Annotated in this window: 18 protein-coding genes; 9 read left to right on the forward strand and 9 right to left on the reverse strand. The window is 56.7% G+C overall.

Translation table 11 applies throughout. From position 1 onward, the window contains the following. Positions 1-218 precede the first annotated feature (218 nt). The 5 genes from HPT29_RS27560 to HPT29_RS27580 all read right to left on the reverse strand — a co-directional run bounded on the left by HPT29_RS27560 (position 219) and on the right by HPT29_RS27580 (position 2,930). Positions 219-1,211, reverse strand: coding sequence for a DUF6635 family protein (locus tag HPT29_RS27560; RefSeq protein ID WP_173949837.1), 993 nt, complete (start codon positions 1,209-1,211; stop codon positions 219-221). Between the two features lie 114 nt (positions 1,212-1,325). Next, entirely contained in the window at positions 1,326-1,589 is a 264-nt protein-coding gene (locus tag HPT29_RS27565; RefSeq protein WP_173949797.1) for a hypothetical protein, read from the reverse strand. A gap of 222 nt (positions 1,590-1,811) precedes the next feature. Beyond that, positions 1,812-2,000, reverse strand: coding sequence for a DUF411 domain-containing protein (locus tag HPT29_RS27570; RefSeq protein ID WP_349774741.1), 189 nt, complete (start codon positions 1,998-2,000; stop codon positions 1,812-1,814). Positions 2,001-2,469: 469 nt separating this feature from the next. After that, positions 2,470-2,667 carry a DUF2283 domain-containing protein gene (locus HPT29_RS27575; RefSeq protein ID WP_173949796.1) on the reverse strand — a complete coding sequence of 66 codons (198 nt, stop codon included), beginning with the start codon at positions 2,665-2,667 and terminating at the stop codon, positions 2,470-2,472. Further along, positions 2,664-2,930, reverse strand: coding sequence for a DUF4258 domain-containing protein (locus HPT29_RS27580; protein WP_173949795.1), 267 nt, complete (start codon positions 2,928-2,930; stop codon positions 2,664-2,666). The genes HPT29_RS27575 and HPT29_RS27580 overlap by 4 nt, the downstream gene beginning before the upstream one ends. Before the next feature lie 610 nt (positions 2,931-3,540). Between HPT29_RS27580 and HPT29_RS27585 the strand changes: the two genes are divergently transcribed. From HPT29_RS27585 to HPT29_RS27600, 4 genes are all read left to right on the forward strand, one after another. Beyond that, on the forward strand, positions 3,541-3,717 hold the full coding sequence (locus tag HPT29_RS27585) for a hypothetical protein (protein ID WP_173949794.1): 177 nt from the start codon (positions 3,541-3,543) through the stop codon (positions 3,715-3,717). Positions 3,718-3,751: 34 nt separating this feature from the next. Beyond that, positions 3,752-4,063, forward strand: a complete 312-nt coding sequence (locus tag HPT29_RS27590) for a helix-turn-helix transcriptional regulator (protein WP_173949793.1) — start codon at positions 3,752-3,754, stop codon at positions 4,061-4,063. Then, positions 4,047-4,949, forward strand: coding sequence for a reverse transcriptase family protein (locus tag HPT29_RS27595; RefSeq protein WP_173949792.1), 903 nt, complete (start codon positions 4,047-4,049; stop codon positions 4,947-4,949). Before HPT29_RS27590 ends, HPT29_RS27595 begins: the two co-directional genes overlap by 17 nt. Positions 4,950-5,028: 79 nt before the next feature. Continuing rightward, positions 5,029-5,988, forward strand: coding sequence for a toll/interleukin-1 receptor domain-containing protein (locus HPT29_RS27600; RefSeq protein WP_173949791.1), 960 nt, complete (start codon positions 5,029-5,031; stop codon positions 5,986-5,988). Between the two features lie 337 nt (positions 5,989-6,325). Here the strand turns inward: HPT29_RS27600 and HPT29_RS27605 are convergent, their stop codons facing one another. From HPT29_RS27605 to HPT29_RS27615, 3 genes are all read right to left on the reverse strand, one after another. Then, entirely contained in the window at positions 6,326-7,342 is a 1,017-nt protein-coding gene (locus HPT29_RS27605) for a hypothetical protein (protein WP_173949790.1), read from the reverse strand. Between the two features lie 71 nt (positions 7,343-7,413). Continuing rightward, a complete protein-coding gene (locus HPT29_RS27610) occupies positions 7,414-7,755 on the reverse strand; it encodes a hypothetical protein (RefSeq protein WP_173949789.1) in 342 nt (113 codons plus the stop codon). A gap of 140 nt (positions 7,756-7,895) precedes the next feature. Further along, complete coding sequence (locus HPT29_RS27615; protein ID WP_173949788.1) at positions 7,896-8,768, reverse strand: hypothetical protein; 873 nt, start codon at positions 8,766-8,768, stop codon at positions 7,896-7,898. 350 nt (positions 8,769-9,118) lie between these two features. On the opposite strand from HPT29_RS27615, the gene HPT29_RS27620 reads away from it, so the two are divergent. The 4 genes from HPT29_RS27620 (at position 9,119) to HPT29_RS27635 (ending at position 15,104) form a co-directional block, all read left to right on the forward strand. Further along, complete coding sequence (locus HPT29_RS27620; RefSeq protein WP_173949787.1) at positions 9,119-9,499, forward strand: DUF4258 domain-containing protein; 381 nt, start codon at positions 9,119-9,121, stop codon at positions 9,497-9,499. Continuing rightward, positions 9,496-11,133 (forward strand): hypothetical protein, encoded by a 1,638-nt coding sequence (locus HPT29_RS27625; RefSeq protein WP_259061120.1) that lies wholly within the window; start codon positions 9,496-9,498, stop codon positions 11,131-11,133. Before HPT29_RS27620 ends, HPT29_RS27625 begins: the two co-directional genes overlap by 4 nt. A gap of 2,109 nt (positions 11,134-13,242) precedes the next feature. Further along, positions 13,243-13,845: a hypothetical protein gene (locus HPT29_RS27630; RefSeq protein ID WP_173949785.1), complete on the forward strand. Its 603-nt coding sequence runs from the start codon at positions 13,243-13,245 to the stop codon at positions 13,843-13,845. A 182-nt stretch (positions 13,846-14,027) separates the two neighbouring features. Continuing rightward, positions 14,028-15,104 (forward strand): Abi family protein, encoded by a 1,077-nt coding sequence (locus HPT29_RS27635; RefSeq protein ID WP_173949784.1) that lies wholly within the window; start codon positions 14,028-14,030, stop codon positions 15,102-15,104. Between the two features lie 617 nt (positions 15,105-15,721). On the opposite strand, the gene HPT29_RS27640 is transcribed toward HPT29_RS27635, so the two are convergent. Beyond that, the gene (locus tag HPT29_RS27640; RefSeq protein ID WP_173949783.1) at positions 15,722-16,378 is read right to left on the reverse strand and encodes a hypothetical protein; all 657 of its coding nucleotides are present in this window, start codon (positions 16,376-16,378) and stop codon (positions 15,722-15,724) included. Positions 16,379-16,535: 157 nt separating this feature from the next. Here HPT29_RS27640 and HPT29_RS27645 point away from each other — a divergent pair, with 157 nt between their 5' ends. Beyond that, a complete protein-coding gene (locus tag HPT29_RS27645) occupies positions 16,536-17,042 on the forward strand; it encodes a hypothetical protein (protein ID WP_173949782.1) in 507 nt (168 codons plus the stop codon). The last annotated feature ends 4 nt before the right edge of the window (positions 17,043-17,046 follow it).

Raw genomic sequence — 17,046 nt, forward strand, 5'->3', positions numbered from 1 at the left:
CAAGTTTGTGCCGGCGATCCTTGCCGACACCGGAGCGGAGGCGCTCGTCATCGCCATGCGCCTGCTCAGGGCTGAAACGGACCATACCAGGGAGCCTGCTCCATCCATTTATCAGCCGTTCGTGAGTGTCGGCCTTTTTCTCTGTGAAACGCCTTAGAACCACACCTTCCGGACGCCCCATCTCAGTCCGTTGGAGGACAAAACAAACGGTCGCTTTGCTACGGCTTTGCCAAGCGATAGGCACTGCCCAGAAGATCAACGAGATCGAGCAATCGCGCCACGTACGGGTCACGGGCGGTGAAACCAGCCTCCGTGTGCTCGGCCTGCCATTGTCGGTCAAGCGCATCGATCAGGCGGAGCAATCGACGATGATGCAGGCCCAAGCGCCGCTGGATCGGATCAGCCACAATGCCCGCAAAGGCGGCCGCGATCGAGCTGACCGCCAGAAGCCCGCCGGTGACCCCGCTGAGCAGCGCCGGTGATACGGCCGCGGGGAAAATGCCGTACCACATACCGCCCAGGCCAGTTCCGAGGGGAAAGGACGCGATTGCGGCCTGCTGCGCCAGTGCAGCCGCCAAGGCCGGGCCGAGTGTCATCACACCCGGAGTGGCCTGCTTCACCGTGACAGCTCCCGCCCCGACCGTCATCAACGCTGTCGTGATTTCCGCAGCCGCGGCGCGTGTCCCGGCATAGGTCGCCATGCCCTCTTCGAGTCGCTGCCTGAACTCAGGATCGTCGCCACGCCGGCCGATCGCCTGGAGGGTCTCGTTCAGCGACTCCTGAAGCTCAGGGGCGGACAGGATGGTCTCGGCCAGAGCATCCTTGCGAGACTCCCGCTCGCCCTGCCGGAATGGCAGTTCCAGAAGCTCGGTCATGATGAGCCACTCGATCTCCTGACCGACGGCCGTGTCGAACAACAGGTTGCGGGAGCCAAGATATCTCGCCGCTCGCTTGGCGCCGACCGCCTGGGCCCCGGCCGCCGCGAGTTTTGCGGCCAACTGCGGCACCGCGAGGGTGACGTTGGCGGGTGCCTTTAGCATGTCCCACCCGACCGCCCTGCGATGGATCGCCGCCGAGCCGGCAAGCGAGAAGTGGCGGTCGACGAACGCGTCGACGCGGGATCGGCGGCTGTCGAAGTAGCGTCGCCCAGCATCGGCAACGATGCATCCTGCGGCTTCGGCCGTCAGCCGACCGTTTCCCTCGGATTGCATGGCAATTTCATCCGCCATTGAACTCGCCGACGTCAGCCAAGCTTGAACGGGTGTCCGACCCAACCTCGTGGGGAGGAGCAGGGTTCTCGGCAACCCAAGCAGATTCAAGAGGCTCTATCGGCGATCGATGACCGTATACTCGGCGTCGATCACATCGTCCCGCGAGCTCTGCTGAGCCTGACGCACGCGACGGCGAAGGTAAAAATACGACGCGATGCCGCCGACCACCATCAGCGGGAGCACGACGAAGAAGCCAACAAGGACAAGGGTCAGCAGAACAGCCCCGGCTGCAGCCAGGATCACCAGTCTGATTACGGTAGCCAGCAGCCGGTTTGCATGGCTGGGAGCCGTAGTGGCCCGAAAAGCAATGTAGTCCATGGTGGATTCCCCGTTGCGGTCGCGCTCGTGGGCGCAAAGCAAGAGAAGAAGTCCGACATCGCGAGCGGCGACCCGCTCGCCAGAGGGGCCCGGACCCTAAGGCTATGCTGACGTGGGGAGTGGGCGAGCGGGACGCAAGATCAGGGACAAAAGGGAGCATCTCCAGCACAGTCGTGGCTACGGCGAGTTCGTCGTAAAGGTCGGCCTTTGAGCGGGAGGCAATCAAACCTGACGGAAGCCCCGACACCGGGCGAAGGTCATCTGGCCGGTTGGCCCGAACGGTACGGCAGCGGAGCTGTCGTTCTCACCCCCAACCCCCATGCCTGGCCAGCCGACAGGCATCCCGGGAACGGACAATCCCCTCACCTGGGACTTCACAGCAAGCAAGCGTTTGATGGCGTCCGCAGTCACGTGCCCTTGATGAAGTAGCGGCCGACCTCAACGGGTGCCACCACGCGAGATCCTGGGGCATGCCAAGGTGAACCTTGACCGGACCGATGTCGAGCGTCTCCCGAACCACCATCAGGAAGCCAGCGGCGGACATGATCGACCCAGCTGTAACAGCATCCGCAGGACGGGGCCTTGCTCACGACGACCATCAGCAGGCCCGGTTCGGCGAAGGCAGGCCTCATGATCAGAACCGCCCCACGTGCCGAGGATGGCGAGGAAAGGGCGGCGATTGAGCTTGAGCGTCTCCTCAGGCTGCGGTCGGAGTGTAGCCGACCTCCGGACACCCTCAGAAAACGCCGAATCGTTGATTCCTGTTAGAGTGGGATCTGGGTACCAGGGTTTCGGCTTGTCCTCGGCCGCCACACGAACGTAGCGGAGGAGCACTTCCTATTGCTTTTTGACACGATACGGGGTGAGCCGTTCAGGGGGGTCAGGCTGCGCTCAAGGCCTGCAGGTCCGTACCCGGTGCTAGGTGCTCTGACGCATCGAGGATTTCGACGGCCACAATCCGGCCATCTGCATCGAAATCGAACACGATACCAGGGCGAACTTCCTCGCTCTCGCTGACGGATGTTTCAGCAAAGCGCAGGTAAAGGGCATCAACCTCAGCATCGTAATGGGCTCTCATCGCCTCCGGCTCCGACCCCGATCAAAAAAGAGGGTCACCACCCGATGGGTTCCCGCTCCAGGGACATATACCACACGCAACACTCTGCCGTCTCGCTCCGGGATTGAGCGGAAGGCCAGTACCCTCTCCGGGTGCTTCGGATCAGGCTCTGTCGTCTCAGGCGCCAAAATGGTGCATTCCACCCATTCCCGCTCGATCTCACGCTCTGCGAGCATTTTGATCGCATGATCGGAGTAGGAAAAGGACACAGCAGGCGGGGTCATCACAATGGCCTCATCTCACAGACCCACCCTATTCATCACACGCAGGGGGTAGAGCGCCACCGGGAATGCACAGGCAGGGATCAGAACCGAGACCCTCCCATCGTCACCGCTCGGCGCCCTCGTCCCGGTTATTGGAAGATCCTTTGGGATATCGAGAGAAAGTTGGGTCTCTCATGCCACCATAGAGGCCAAGGATCGATGGTAAGCGAGAAACTGTCCGAGTTGTCCATTAAAGGCCCCTCTAGGGCGACCGAAGCAGCCTTGATCTCGCGGTAACTGCTCACGCGTTTTTAAGCGTATGCGTAAACTAAGTTCGCTGACAGCGAACTTTTTTCTTGACGCCTCTTGAGGTCCGCCCTAATTTCCTAAGGGTCAATTATTCTTACAAAGGGATAAGCCATCATTCACTGAGGCTCCATCCGGAGCCTTGCGGAAGGCAAACGCCTTCTACCATTCGGCCGGTTCGTGCTGAGCGCGCGGTCCGGACGGGCGTGCCCCCGATGGCGGGGGCACGCCCGTACTTTCAGGGTTACCGTTCTCGCCCCGCCTTTCTTTGCTGCGATGGCAATCAGAGCAATCCCGCTCTGGTTGGCAAAGATAGGAGATATCGATGGAAACATCGAAGGATATTGACCGGGAACGGCGGCGGGTTGGGTCTCGGAAGCGGTGGAACTGGGCGAAAGCCCTCATCCGTCCGCAGACGATCAAGACCCTGGTGGCAGTCGGCAAGTGGGTCACTCAGGTGATCTACATCGCCCTCGCGATCATCAAATTCCTTCGGGAGTGATCCGCCGCCCTGTTTAGTGCCAAGGAGAAACACAATGCTGAACGAAGCGCTTCGCTTGATCCGTGTTTATCACGACATCAAGCAGTCAGAAGCTGCGGAAAGGCTCGGCATCTCTAAATCATACTTGTCGGAGATTGAGAAAGGACACAAGAAGCCCACGCTTGAGCTCATCGATAAGTATGCTGATGCCTTTGGCATTCCAGCTTCTTCTATCATGTTCTTCTCTGAGAACATGGATAAGCCAGGAGCTTATGAGCAAGCTCGGACATTCGTGGCGTCCAAAATCCTCAGTCTGATGCGGTTCCTTGAGGAACGTTCAGAACATGCACATGCGGACCAACGCTAAACTGTATAAGCTCGATCAATCGCCGCTCTACAAGCTGAGGAGCCGCGCAAAGCTTGCCCGCCTTTTGGGAGTGAGTGTCGCGGATCTACGCCGCCTGACGAAAAATGCGGACTCGCTTTATAAGGAGTTCGAAATCCGCAAGAAGAATGGTGAGATGCGCCCTGTACAGAACCCAGAGCGGTATCTCAAAGTCGTCCAGGGGCGCCTGGCTAAGGTTTTAGCCAGGATCGCCCCTCCGGACTATCTTTATTGCCCTGTGAAGGGACGCTGTTACGTCTCGAATGCCGGACAACATCGGGGCAATAGAGATGTTCGGTGCCTTGATATTCGCAGGTATTTTCCGAGTACGCCATCTCGCAGGGTCTACTGGTTTTTCCGCTCCGTTATGGGATGCGAGAAAGACATTGCGGCAACCCTTGCCCGCCTTGCCACGTACAAAGGATGCTTGCCAACGGGCAGCCGTCTCAGCCCTATCATGGCGTACTATTCGCACATCGATACCTGGGACGCGATCGCCTGTATCTGTAAGGAAAAGGGCTATCGACTGACTGTATACATTGATGATGTGACGATCTCCGGCCAGTCAGTCGACCCTGACGATATCTGGAGGATCAAGCAGGTCATTCATCGTTCTGGCCTCCGGTACCACAAGGAGAAAGCATACACAGATCGTCCGCCTGAGATTACGGGTGTGATCGTGGACGGTGAACGTCTCATTGTGCCCAACAGGCAGATCGCGAAACTGGCCAAGACCCGTAAATCACTCAGCTCGACCACTGATCCGGAAGAACTCAAAAAGCTTCATGACAAGATTTCTGGACTGAGAGGTCAGATGGCGCAAGTCGCAATCAAAGCGCTGGAGTTGCCGCAGTTATCAACGACCTAGCTTAGGCAACGTCCTTCATTTTCAACATTATGGCCTTCACCAGAGTGGCCTGAACACCTCGTCGCATCCGGTCAATCCCATGCCAGCCAACGCTTTTATCTCTTATTCTCACGCTGACGAAAAATATCTTGAGCGACTGCACAAGCATCTGTCGGTGCTCCGCCGCGAGGGCGATCTTCAAGACTGGTCGGATCATAAGATCCTTGCTGGTTCGAAGCTGGGCGACACGATCAGCGCCAACCTAAACGAAAGCACCTTGTTCATTGCTCTCCTGAGCCCGGACTACCTCGCCTCCACTTATTGCTACGAGAAGGAGTTTGAGCAGGCGCGGAAGATGCATGAGCAGGGCAGAATCCGGATCGTGCCAATCATTCTTGAGCCCTGCGACTGGCTCGCCTCCCCCTTCAGCGAGTTCATGGCTCTGCCCAAGGACGGGCTGCCGATTTCGGAGTGGACGAACCCGAACAATGCGTTCCTCAATATTGTGACGGGCTTGCGTCGGATAATCGAAGGCATGGAAGCTGACTCTTCGGGCAGGCTGACGCCAGTTGTGAATGTCAGCCCTACGACGGGTCGTCGCCCGCGTGTCAAACAGGACTTCGACAGCATTCAGAAGGCGGAGTTCGCCGACGGGGCGTTTGCAACCATTCGGCATTATTTCGAGCGCTCCTGCGCCGAGCTGCACGACCTAGAGGGTCAGATCAGAGCGAAATTCGAGCCGATGAGCCCAACCGCTTTCACCTGTACTGTAGTCAACCGCGGGAAGCGAAGCGGCGGTGAAGCCCATATCACCGTGCATAATTCCAAGGGGCGGCGTCATGGTATGGGCGACATTTCTTATGTCTACGAGCGACATGCCGGCACTAACACAGCGAACGGCTGGATCAGCGTCGAGGCGGATGACTACAACCTCTATCTTGAACACCATGGTGGGTTTCATTCCTTCGGCGGGCGTGATGACGCGAAGCTCACTCCTGAACAAGTAGCGGAAACCCTCTGGAACGATTTTGTGAGGCAGGCAGGAATCGAATATGAATAGCAGTCCGATCATTTGTGGCTGTACCAGCTCACATGTCGGCATAAAATGGACGTGACCGGGATTTTGAACCAGGCGCTTTGAGGGGCTATTGCATCCCTGCGGCACTGGGAATGTCACAGCCCCATATTCCGAGGCAACCAAGCGGTCCATGCCCCCAATACGTCGTCTGTCGTTTCTGGGAACAATCGACGAGCTCAGAAGACCGAGGGCAGATCTCGTCTGATCGAAACGGACCCACTAAGCACCCGTGTGCAATCAGGAGCTTACCCGGAAGGGGTTGGGGTGATGGTTATGGTCCTTCAGTCCACAACGTCTTCGGTTTATGAACAGATGGATTTCAGGATAGCAGCTTGCTGAGATCCCGACAGTCGAAACGGATCGATCTTCCCTTGCGTCGGTAGTGTAGTTCGCCGAGACCGAGGTATTTGATGGCCTTGCCCATCGCGTCTTCAGGTGGGCCTGGAATGACAAGGATCTTTCGGTGAGTTGATCCGAGAAGCTGCTCGTAGAGGAGCAGCTGCCCGACACCTCGTTGAAGGTCCGTGGCCGTACAATCTGACTTGATCTCGAACAGGATGGGTGACTTCCCGAATGTCCGTAGGTCCGGACCATGTCGTCCGACCCGTGCGTTCGAATGCTTGATTTGGCGCTCATCAAGGGCTTTCGTGAGAGCATGCCATACGTCGGCATGGCGGCGTTCCACCACCTTTGGGCCTTGAGGGCCCACTTGGTAGCTGCCTTGCTTCTCAGGAGACGAGGCCCCTTCCGCAGCCTCGACATTGGCTTCCTCCTGTGCGGCCTTCTCCCCTGCGATGTAGTACACACGTACCTTGGAGCACTCGCCTACGTACGAGGCCATCTGCGTTTGGAGAATCTCCGCCGGCGCGTCGATGTTGGCTACCTTGTAATAGTCCACCACCTCGGAGTTGGAGAACTGCACCGATACCCTTTCCATTGAGGTTGCGGCGTCGAACATTTCCTCCGTAATCCGGACACCGGACGGGTGAAGGCGGCCCTGGTGAAGCACCCAGCGGTCACCATCGGCATCAACGGCTACAACCCCTTGGACATTAGTATTGATGCCGACTCCAGGCGGGTTAATTTCGACGATCATGTTCTTTCGGAATCGATGCGGGACTCGACCAAAGACATTCCAGTAGTTTCCCTGGTAATTCCCCTCAGTAAATCCGTTGTAGAAGTGGCCCCATACTCCGAGACTCTGGTGCCAATACACCTGCCCACTCAGGCCGCTGAAGATCGTTGCTCCAACTGATAGCTTACTTTCCCAGGTATCGACAGCCTGACGGATGAATTTCTTTGATTCCACAGCTGTCAGCATCTGCTTCTTTGCCATTCTCCATCGCCCCAAGTTGCGGCAGGCACTCGCGCTCAAGGTGAGCTGTGCCCGCCTGGATAATAGATCTGCTAGAAAGGAAGGAGATCCTCGACGCGCCGGAGATGTGCGGTGATGTCCCGCCGCTCCGGCATTCCTTCGATGAAGGCCTTTGTGGGACGCCAGCGGAGCGATCCCTCAAACTCCTCGGCGTTCGCATCAAAGTGAGGCTTCAACGCCTTAGTGGGGACGAGATAGGCACTCTCCAGGAGTTCTCTCTCATCGAAGTACCCGAATACGATCCCGTGCGTGCGGCCGTCGAAGTATTTCGGATACAGGGCGATCCTGAAGGAGCAGCCATCAGATCCGCGGGTACGGCTCTTGCACTCAAGGTGCTTGCCTGAGGCAAGGACATCGTGCGTGGACTGCTTCACGACTCTCCCACGGAAAGCGAAAGCCGTCATGCCCTCGAACCGGTCACCCAACTTCATCCGTGCAACTTTCGAGGGACTCGTGTAGGCGGAAAGAGACCTGCACATCTTTGTTTAGCTCCCTGCTCTTGATACCTGCACTCTCAGCGCAGTTCCTCCCAGAACGGGCGATTTCCACACCACGCGATGTAATCGGCCATACCGTGATCATCTTCCTCGTTGAGGTTATGCTCGGGGAAAGACTCTTCACGGGGCTCGTGGGATCGGTCGACTGTGAAGTCTGGCTCGCCGGCAAAGCGCGAAACCTTCACAACGAGTACCTTGCGGAGCCAGATAAAGCCGTGATCGTCGTCCGGGTGCGTGCGTTCCACGTATCGTCCCCAGAGAAGATGGAGGCCTGCCTCTGTCTTGAGTTCGGCGGCGTACTCTTCGAGCGACTTTGCGGCGGCGAATTCCTTGTTCGACTTCCACAACTTGCCTGCGTTTTGCAGGCGCCCGTGTGCCCCATCAATGATGTCAGCCACCTCGAGGCCTGCCTCCTGACTGGAAGGCTTGCGAATGACGAGACGCATATTCGAAGTACCAAGGGCCTCGGCAAGAGCCTCCCATGATTCCGGGACGCTCAGCGGGAGAGGGAAGGCGGACATCGCCCTGCGCAACCTCTCAACCTTGGCCTGCTTCCACCTCCGGTGGCCCTCGGCACGGCGCTTCGCGATCTCTTGGCGGGCTGGCCAGTCAAGGAAGACCAGGTCCTCGACATTGCAGCGGAGGCTCGTAGCCAAGGCCATGGCGTCAGCGATCGTGATGGCATTCCGCCCGCGATTGATGTTGCCGAAGGCGGTCGGCTGCTGGCCGATTTCGTCCATCAACTGTGCCTTGGTGAGATAATCCTTCCCACGACTGGGCCTGCGACCGGCCAAGCCGTTTGATGCAAGCGCCACGTAGCCCTCATACCGGTCCTTGAGAGCTCCTGGAATGGGCATGACGCGACCGGATCTTGGCGGGTTCTTGGGCATGACACGGGCACCCGAATGACTTCTAAGTGTTTGTAACATATATGGCCTCCCTCTCTTACAACCGGCCGCAACGATCATAGAATGAGAGTGCCAGATACGCTTCAGATCGTCCCAAACAGAACGGACGTCATTGTTCATGATTTCAGCTCAAAACTGCACAGATCAAGCCGAAACTGCACAAATAACGGAAAAGCTGCACAAGTTTCGGGTCGACCGCCCGTGTTCCTCGCTCCTGATTTTCCAAAAATTCCGCTGACGGTTTCCTAAAATACGGGTATTCATTTCCCAGTTTCGGAATGAAGGCTTGGTCTCTTTGCCCCATGTTGATTGGGTCAGAAGGAGACGAGGCGATGGAAAGCATCGAAACGGCAACCGAAGAAATCACAATGACCCGACATGCACGCACGAGGTGCCAACAGCGTGGGATCCAGACCGAGGTACTGAGGTTGGTTCTCGAGGAGGGGGATAGGGAGTATCACGCCGGCGAGGGAACCTTCGCCCTATCGCTATCCCATCATACGCTGGCTCAGCTGTCTTTCAGTGACATTCCGAAAGCGACTCTGGATCAAGCTGCCAACACGGTAGTGCTCATGGCCGACAACGGAAGCGTGGTCACGGTGGTCAACCACCAGACCTGGACTGGTCGATTTTACCGGGGAGCCAAACGCCACAATCCAAGGCGCCAGCGCCAAGGTCGATATGCCAAGCGTTATGGAGGGTCCGCCCGATGAGAGATGGTAAGGTCCCAAGCACCCCGTCGGTGAACCTGAAAATCGTTGCTGGACATAGTCAGCCGGACGAAGAGCAGCGTCAGCGTGCCGAGAAACAGCGCCACCGCTTCGAGGAGAGGCAGCTCGAGGCGATTCGACAGCGGATCGCAAGAAAGCCTCTGATGAAGAGGCGATCCGAGAGGCGTCAGGTTGCCAACAACCTGTGGCGGATCCTTGAAAGTCTCGAAGCGGGCCAGCCCTCAATCAAGAGGAAGGACGTGCTCCAGGCCGCAGGCCAGGGTGGCGAGCATGACTCCACCAAACGCTTACCTCGGTTCGCCATCAATCCGGATCTTCAACCTGCAGAACAGGAGGAGCGCGCGGAGGCAGCGACCCAGGACATCCGAAAGTACCTGAAAATTGCACGCACGGCCGCCAGGCTGGCGGGTCACTTAGAGGAGGATGCGTTTCTACGCCAACTGGTCTCCGGCACCAGCTTCTTAACAGGAGTTTTCGACGATACGGCACTTGAGAGTTCCGACGAGGATCTTATCCAGCATACCTGGGATGACCTGGAGATAGCTCTCGAGATGGCCTCTCGTGCAATGGTCGATCGCCTTCACCTGAACGATCACTTGATCAAGGCGCAGCACATTCGATTGAGGCGCAACCTGACCGGTGCATGGGAGTCGAGCACCCGTGGCACTATCGATTCGATCCTTGCTCCTCAAGCAGTCAGGGACGGGGATCTGCCCCCCTGCCCTTCAGTCTTCCTCGGAGTCGTTTCCGGCTTTGATCCTGCGCCATGCCAAGTCTCAATAGAACTCAGCGATGCATACGGTGACCTCGCGGACGACTTGAAGGGCCGACTGATAGATGCCGGACTTTCAAGCCGGACCTTCGAAGCCAACGCTCACCCTGTTTTTTGGGTTTGGCTCGAGCTTGGTCCATTCGGCCCTGGCGGCCGGATCATCCCGGCGTTCCGCCTGAAGGCACGTACGCTTCTGGTGTCTGCCGAGACCGTGGACGATTATCAGGACTTCGGTGCTGGTGCGGGCTGCATCAGCGGTCAGCTGTTCGGCGAAATCGACGAGACCCTGCCTACAGACGGATCCGCAGCCTTCGTAAGCACGGAACGGTACGATACCTTTGGGGCGGCGGCGTTCGATCCTGAGACAGAATCAATGGTCGGCATCCACTTGTACGTGACCCTAAATCCGGGCTCTGAGTGGCTTGAGCGATATGCCGCAAGCTTGCACGGAGAGACACCTGGGTTCGACTCGTCGCTTATCCTGTCGATCCAGGATCCCAGACGCACAGTCCTTCAAGCCCCGATCTCCGAGGGATGGCTTAACTTCCACGGGAGCGGAATCCGCCAGAACCTGAAGGTATTCTGCTATTCCACCGTCCAAGCCATGCGCGAAACTGGACAAAGCTCGCGGCCAGCAGAGATCGGCTCCATTACGCCCTTCGATCCGCGAAGCCTAGTGGCAGCCATCGAGCGTTCCCTCTTTATGGCTCCTGACGCGGCAAGACTGGACCGGCTTCTTGAGACGTCCGCTCGCGAGTTGGCAGACGAGCTGGATGCCGTGCTTGCAGCTTGGGATCAAGAACGCAGCCGAAGGCTTAGCGCCTTTCTGGCAGACTACACATGATCCTCGGGTCACACCCAATTACCTGAAGCGGTACACAGCGAGACGGGGGATCTCCGGGATGTACTCCTTGTCGACACTAAGCCCTGTTTCGCGAACTCTACCCTAAACACCAGCCGAGCATGAGACCACAGGGTCTAGCGTCCGCATTGCTGTGATCGACATCGATCACTACAAGGCCATCAGCGACACGCACAGGCACAATGGGGGCGGCACCGCTCTTCGCCATTTCACCAAAGCCTGCCCCGGGAGAGTGTGGGACAGGACACCCTGAGCCGGACGAGAGGCGAGGGGTTCCATCTGGTCCTCCCCGGCGTGGCCACGGTCATGCCATGGACATTCATTGACAGGATCAGGAATGAAACTCCTCCTGCCGCCAAGCTTACTCGGGACAGGGTCGACCTGCCTTACACCTTCAGCGCCGCCATAGCCAACCGATGGGCGCTGCCCAGTGGAGACCGTCCATCCAGCCATTTTGGCGTTCCGTTCGAAGGGTGTCCGATCCATTTCTCTATTGGAGCCAGGATGGCGGATGAAAATGGACGAACTTCATCTAAATCAATGGGTTAAGTACTTCATTTTGGGCGTTACTTACTTCAGTTTGGACGTTACCTCTCGTCCATCCTCCGCATCAAGTTGGCCCATCGGAGCCTTCCATCGCCAGATTGGTTTATCCATCATGGCGGGGATAGGGCGGTTCGGGTGTTTTTGGATTGAATGAAACCGTCGGGATGGTGTCTGTCACGCACCGATTTTCGCCATTTGGGTGATCCAATTGCCATCCAAACTCTCCCATCTCTCTCCATCCAAAAAATGGTGGGTTTCATCGACAATCCGTGGGGAAGTTCCTAAAAAATGTGGGGGAAATCGCCCGGAACGTGAGAAAAACTTCAGATTGTTCATGCACTTATTGAGGGCGTCAAAATCCTGAATATATTGAATAGATGGACGGCCTCGACCGAGAGAGTCGGCTCAGCCATCAGCCCTCCCCTCGCCATCATTGAATGATCGGCGGATTATCATGGATGGCTCCATTGGGATGGATGGCGCCTCCATCGCTCGGTGTCCCACCGAGGGGCGTGTGAGGGTTGGGTACGAAAACATGCCTTGACCTTCGAAGGACCTGCCAACGATCGTTTTGGTTTGCCAATGGCCGAGGCCGGATTGACCCGTCCCGCAATGAGGCGAGTCCGCACAATTAATCGGATCATTAAAGTCCTACGCCCCAAACCGATAAGCCATCCGCGCCGGATGGATCCTCAAATGGAAAATCCGTCAATCGTCACGTGCCTGCAAGGCCAGAAAAGAGGCGTAGAGACCCCAAACCGGACAAACGAGCGGAGTTCTTGCCTCTGGCCAATTGAGCCGCTCTGCTCGGCATAACCGGCGGTTCTAGGCGGTACCCGACGATGCATCGCCTTGATAGTGGCAGGACTGACTTGGCCGAGGCTTAGACACGCAAAGCTTCCGTCCAGCGGGACTCATCTAAGCAGTTCGACAGGCCTGTCGGCCTTTGAGTGAGAGATAGGATTCCCTCCGCCGAAGCTAGTCCCTGTCCGTCGGGCACCGTCCCAACCAGGCTCGGGCGACTTCACTTGCCGCGACATTCGCCCTTGGCGGGCGGATTTTGACCGCTCGCTAAGGCCATGCCGTAAGGAGGGTTACCCTCTCGTACATTCGGCGATTCCACACTGGCCCGTGAAACACGGACCGATCTGCCTGATAAAGACGCTCGCCCAGGTCCGACGAGTGTCTGAGCCGAACCGTCTCTACCTCCGCCCATTCTTGGATTGGCTCGTCGGATGGGGGTTGGGGGATTGAAAATGGCATCTCCGCGGCTCCCATTTTTGGCCCTGACGAACATTCCAAGCTTATTCTATATATTCATGATCCTGGCGCATCCCGTAACGCGCTGAAATATCTAAGCTTTATCTCACACTCCGGGCGATTTCCCCCACAGATTGCCGGAACTTCCCCACAGATTGCCGGAAAAATTCGCCATTTTCCGGATGGAGGAAAATGGAGAGCTATAGACGGCTATTCTGAATTGACAGCGGGGGAATGAGCCCGTACATACCGTACATATGTACGTATAAACCGGAGATAGCTACGGTGCCGCCGGCCAAAAGCGAGCGCTTCGAACTGCGGGTGGAAGCCGATCTCATGAATCGTATTGACCAGTGGCGCTCAGCCCAGGCTGATCTGCCTTCTCGGGCCGAAGCGATCAGGCGTCTGACGACGATTGGGCTTAGTACCCAAACAACCCGACAATCCTTCATGGCTATGAAGTTTCAGATCATAGTGGCTGCCTTAACAAACGGGCCCGGTGTAAGGCTCGATGATGCTTACGTCTTCGCTTGGGATCGGGACGTCTATCCGTATTTCCATGAGGGCACACCGTGGCACAAACCGTTCAGGAATGATTTCGCTGTCACGAATGATCTGATGCACGAGCTGCTGGTCTACCTCGACAGAAAATGGCGCGACGGCACTGTCCCTCTAACCTTCTATGAACTTGAGAGCACATTCGGGGTGGGTGGGCGCGGCTCGGGATGGGATCGATTAGCACTGATCGGAGCGTGCCGATACGCCTACCTAAGCGGAGCATTTGACCAAAACTTCTGGCACCAGCTTGTGGCTCCCGCAGAACATCCTACAGAGGCCAGTGAAATTACGGACCCTTTCGAACGTGAGCGCGGCATTCATCTGATGTAACTTCATTTCGAACATGCCGCGTTTCAGATGTCCGAAAACGTATTTGGGTTTGGAATTTCAGCCCAAAAAATGAAACACCAGGTGAGGACTGGCCTGACCTGGTGCACAAGAAACGGTGTCGATGGCGCTTAGCAAAGCCAGTGGGGCCGGTTCGACTGCTTGAGCGAGGTTATCGGATCTCTATGGCCGAAAGTCAAGTTCCTTATCCGTATCAGCCTGCCCAGCTGCAGGCCATCAGAGCCTCCATTTCCGAACCAAGATTCGCGACCTACCTCGAGAAAGCGGGCAATCACGAGGAATATGCCCTCGCTCTCTATCTGTATAATGCAAGGGTCGCAAAGGCGTTCCTGTACCCGTTGAGCGTGGTCGAGGTTACGCTGCGAAATGCCGTCGACGAGATTTTGGTTCGGAAGTTCGGGACAAGCTGGCATCGCGAGGACGCGTTTCGCAATCAGACCCTAACGCCGGAGGGGCTAGCGACCTTGGACAAGGCGATTCAGCGGGCGGGTCAGAATTCGGGGCGCGACCAGGTGGTCGCAACGCTGACTTTCGACTTTTGGTCGAACCTGTTCAGGTCTGAATATGGCAATCTCTGGCGCACGACGGTCAACATTGCATTTCCGAACCTCGTACACGGTGAGAGCCGACAGGACATCCAGAACCTCGTCAAACCAATCAATGCCTTCCGCAACCGTGTCGCCCATCACGAACCCGTTCTCGACATGAACGTGACCGATATCTATGCCAAGACAGTGCGGCTCGTGACATTGCGTTGCACCCAGACTGCGGAATGGATGAAGTATCACACAACCTTGAATGCAGTCATCCGAACAAGACCGAAGCGCGATGGCGGAGTGGCAGTACCGCTGGCATCAAAGCTCGACTCCGGATTCGTCGAAGTGAAGCATGACACGACTCTCATGGAGATCGTCGGCAACGTTGACGCAAAGCGTCCTGCGATCGTTTGCACCGATGACATCGGGGCACCGGTTGCTGCCTTCACGGTGCTGGACGTAACGCACTATCTGTCCATGAAGTCAAAAGAGTTGGATGGCCTGATCGCTCTCAACGAGCACCGAGTTTCACATATGCTCGACGGTCTCGATCTGGCTGGCCGCTGGATCCGAATGGATGGAGAAATCGCTCTCGCAATTGCGATTAAAGAGCTTCAAAAGCCACGAGTTCAAGTCCTTGTCGGCGTGGACGCAACGACTGGTAAGACAATGGGCACGATCGTGCGTGCCCACCGCCGATACTGAGATGACTTCTTGGTTAGATGGCTATCTAAGCATGGGTTTCAACATTGGGATTGAGTGTCTGATAGGTGAACTCAACCTGCTTTAGAAGCTAAGTCCTATATAGCTTCCTTTTCTTTGTACTGACTTCGCGCCCGACATGAACAATGTCCGATAATTTTTAGTTATCGGACACCGGCTTGATCCAACACTTACCCGGCAGCAGTGCGGCACCGGAGCTGCCCTTGAAGCTCGCATTGCATATCCTGCTAAAAATTGCAGAAGCCCTCCTGACAGGAGCACGGAATAGTTCGTTTGATTATCCACAGTTCAGCGTAAGCACGCCAATTCTACTGAGGAACTCGCAACGCAAGCTGTGTTATACATGACTTCAATGAAACGGAGTGCGCACATGTCGGCGTTTGGAGTAGTGCATGCCACCGAGGGACTTATCAATGGGCTCGCGATGGGTCTCGCTGCAAGCGGCCGTCCCGCTCCAACCTACATTGAAAGCGACCGAGCCATCCGTGCGGTCGGCGGACTCGTGAAAGAGTTAGAAATGGAAAGAGCCGCTGTAACAGCTCTTGAAAGTGAGAATGCTCAACTGAGACTGTTAGTAGAGGACTTGATGGCACAAGTTCTCAGGCTGCAGCACGAGATTTCAGAGTGTAGATAGACTCGCCACCAGTTCCAACGAGAGCATTCGTTCGGGCCATTAGTTCGTTGGTTTCCGCGAGTAAGGCCTTTGCCCTTGCAGATGACCGATTAGACGCGGCTTCACGACGGGTCATATCCATTCCGGTGTTAGCACGCCATTGTTCCGCCGCCATGTAAACGGCAGCGACCTTTGGCCTGCGCTCAGTAAGCTCAGCCTCGGTTAGAGCCTTGAGGCGAACGGATGGCCCGGTAAGCCACATTTCGATCTCCTGAGGATGACGGATTGCCAGCGTATCGAGCTCAGCTGGGCGTGCTTGCTTGATCTTCAGTCGCTCACGCAAAGTGAAACCCGCGAGTGACGGCTCGGGGCCGGCTTTACCGCCAGTCTTCCATATAGCCCATCGCCTGACTGCGTCGAAACGCTGTATGGTCGTCCACACTTCAACGGGTCGCCGATCGAGCGAAGACCGCTGCGAACGAGCCTCAGCGAGAGCTCCCTCGGCGACATCGCCCGTGATGTCTTCGGGTTGAGGATGAACGAAGCCAAAGGCCTCAAGGATAGGCCGAATTGTCTGGATAAATGCGTTCCAAACATGACCAAAGAACCCAAAGATCGACGCAATAAAACTGAGAATCTTCATCTGGCAGCTCCTGTATCTGCGCAGCATTGCGCCTCATCCAGAGGATGCGCTCTACTCATGCAAACCAGAAGGCCAAACCTCGCATCTGCGATGAAACCGACCTGAGGTCACTGGTTCCTTTCACGCATTCCGCTGATGCTGGTCGCGAGGAGAAATCATGACCCAAACACCAGCATCTATAATTCAAGAAACCCTCGCCAGTACCTTCACGACCTCTACACCAGAGTCTTGGGTCCGATTCGGCGACCGAGTCATTGATGCGCTCGCAGATGCCGGATTCGAGATCTCAAATGGAACGCATCAATGCATCTTGCGGAGCAAGACTTTGTTCACGGACGGATCCCAGCTGGCCGATGCGGGAACCTTGAACTGTGAGGCCAATGAAGAACCCGATCCTTTCGACGAGCTCTTGGATCTTGCATCGATTCTACCGGCCGAGAATCATTGGAGGCCAGGCAACTCTGGAGATATTCCTATGGACGGCTCCATGTTCTTCGTCAGGTTTCGCTATAGAGGCCTGAACATGATCGGTATTGCCGTCGTAGTGGACTCACTTCGACGATATGCCAACGTCATAGGAACGGTCGGCGACTCTTTCGCTCATCGCCTTCATTTTATGGATATTCTACAGTGGGCTCCGGTCTTTACCGTCAAAGGAGCCTGAAGGA

This window comes from Microvirga terrae, assembly GCF_013307435.2.
Lineage (GTDB): Bacteria > Pseudomonadota > Alphaproteobacteria > Rhizobiales > Beijerinckiaceae > Microvirga > Microvirga terrae.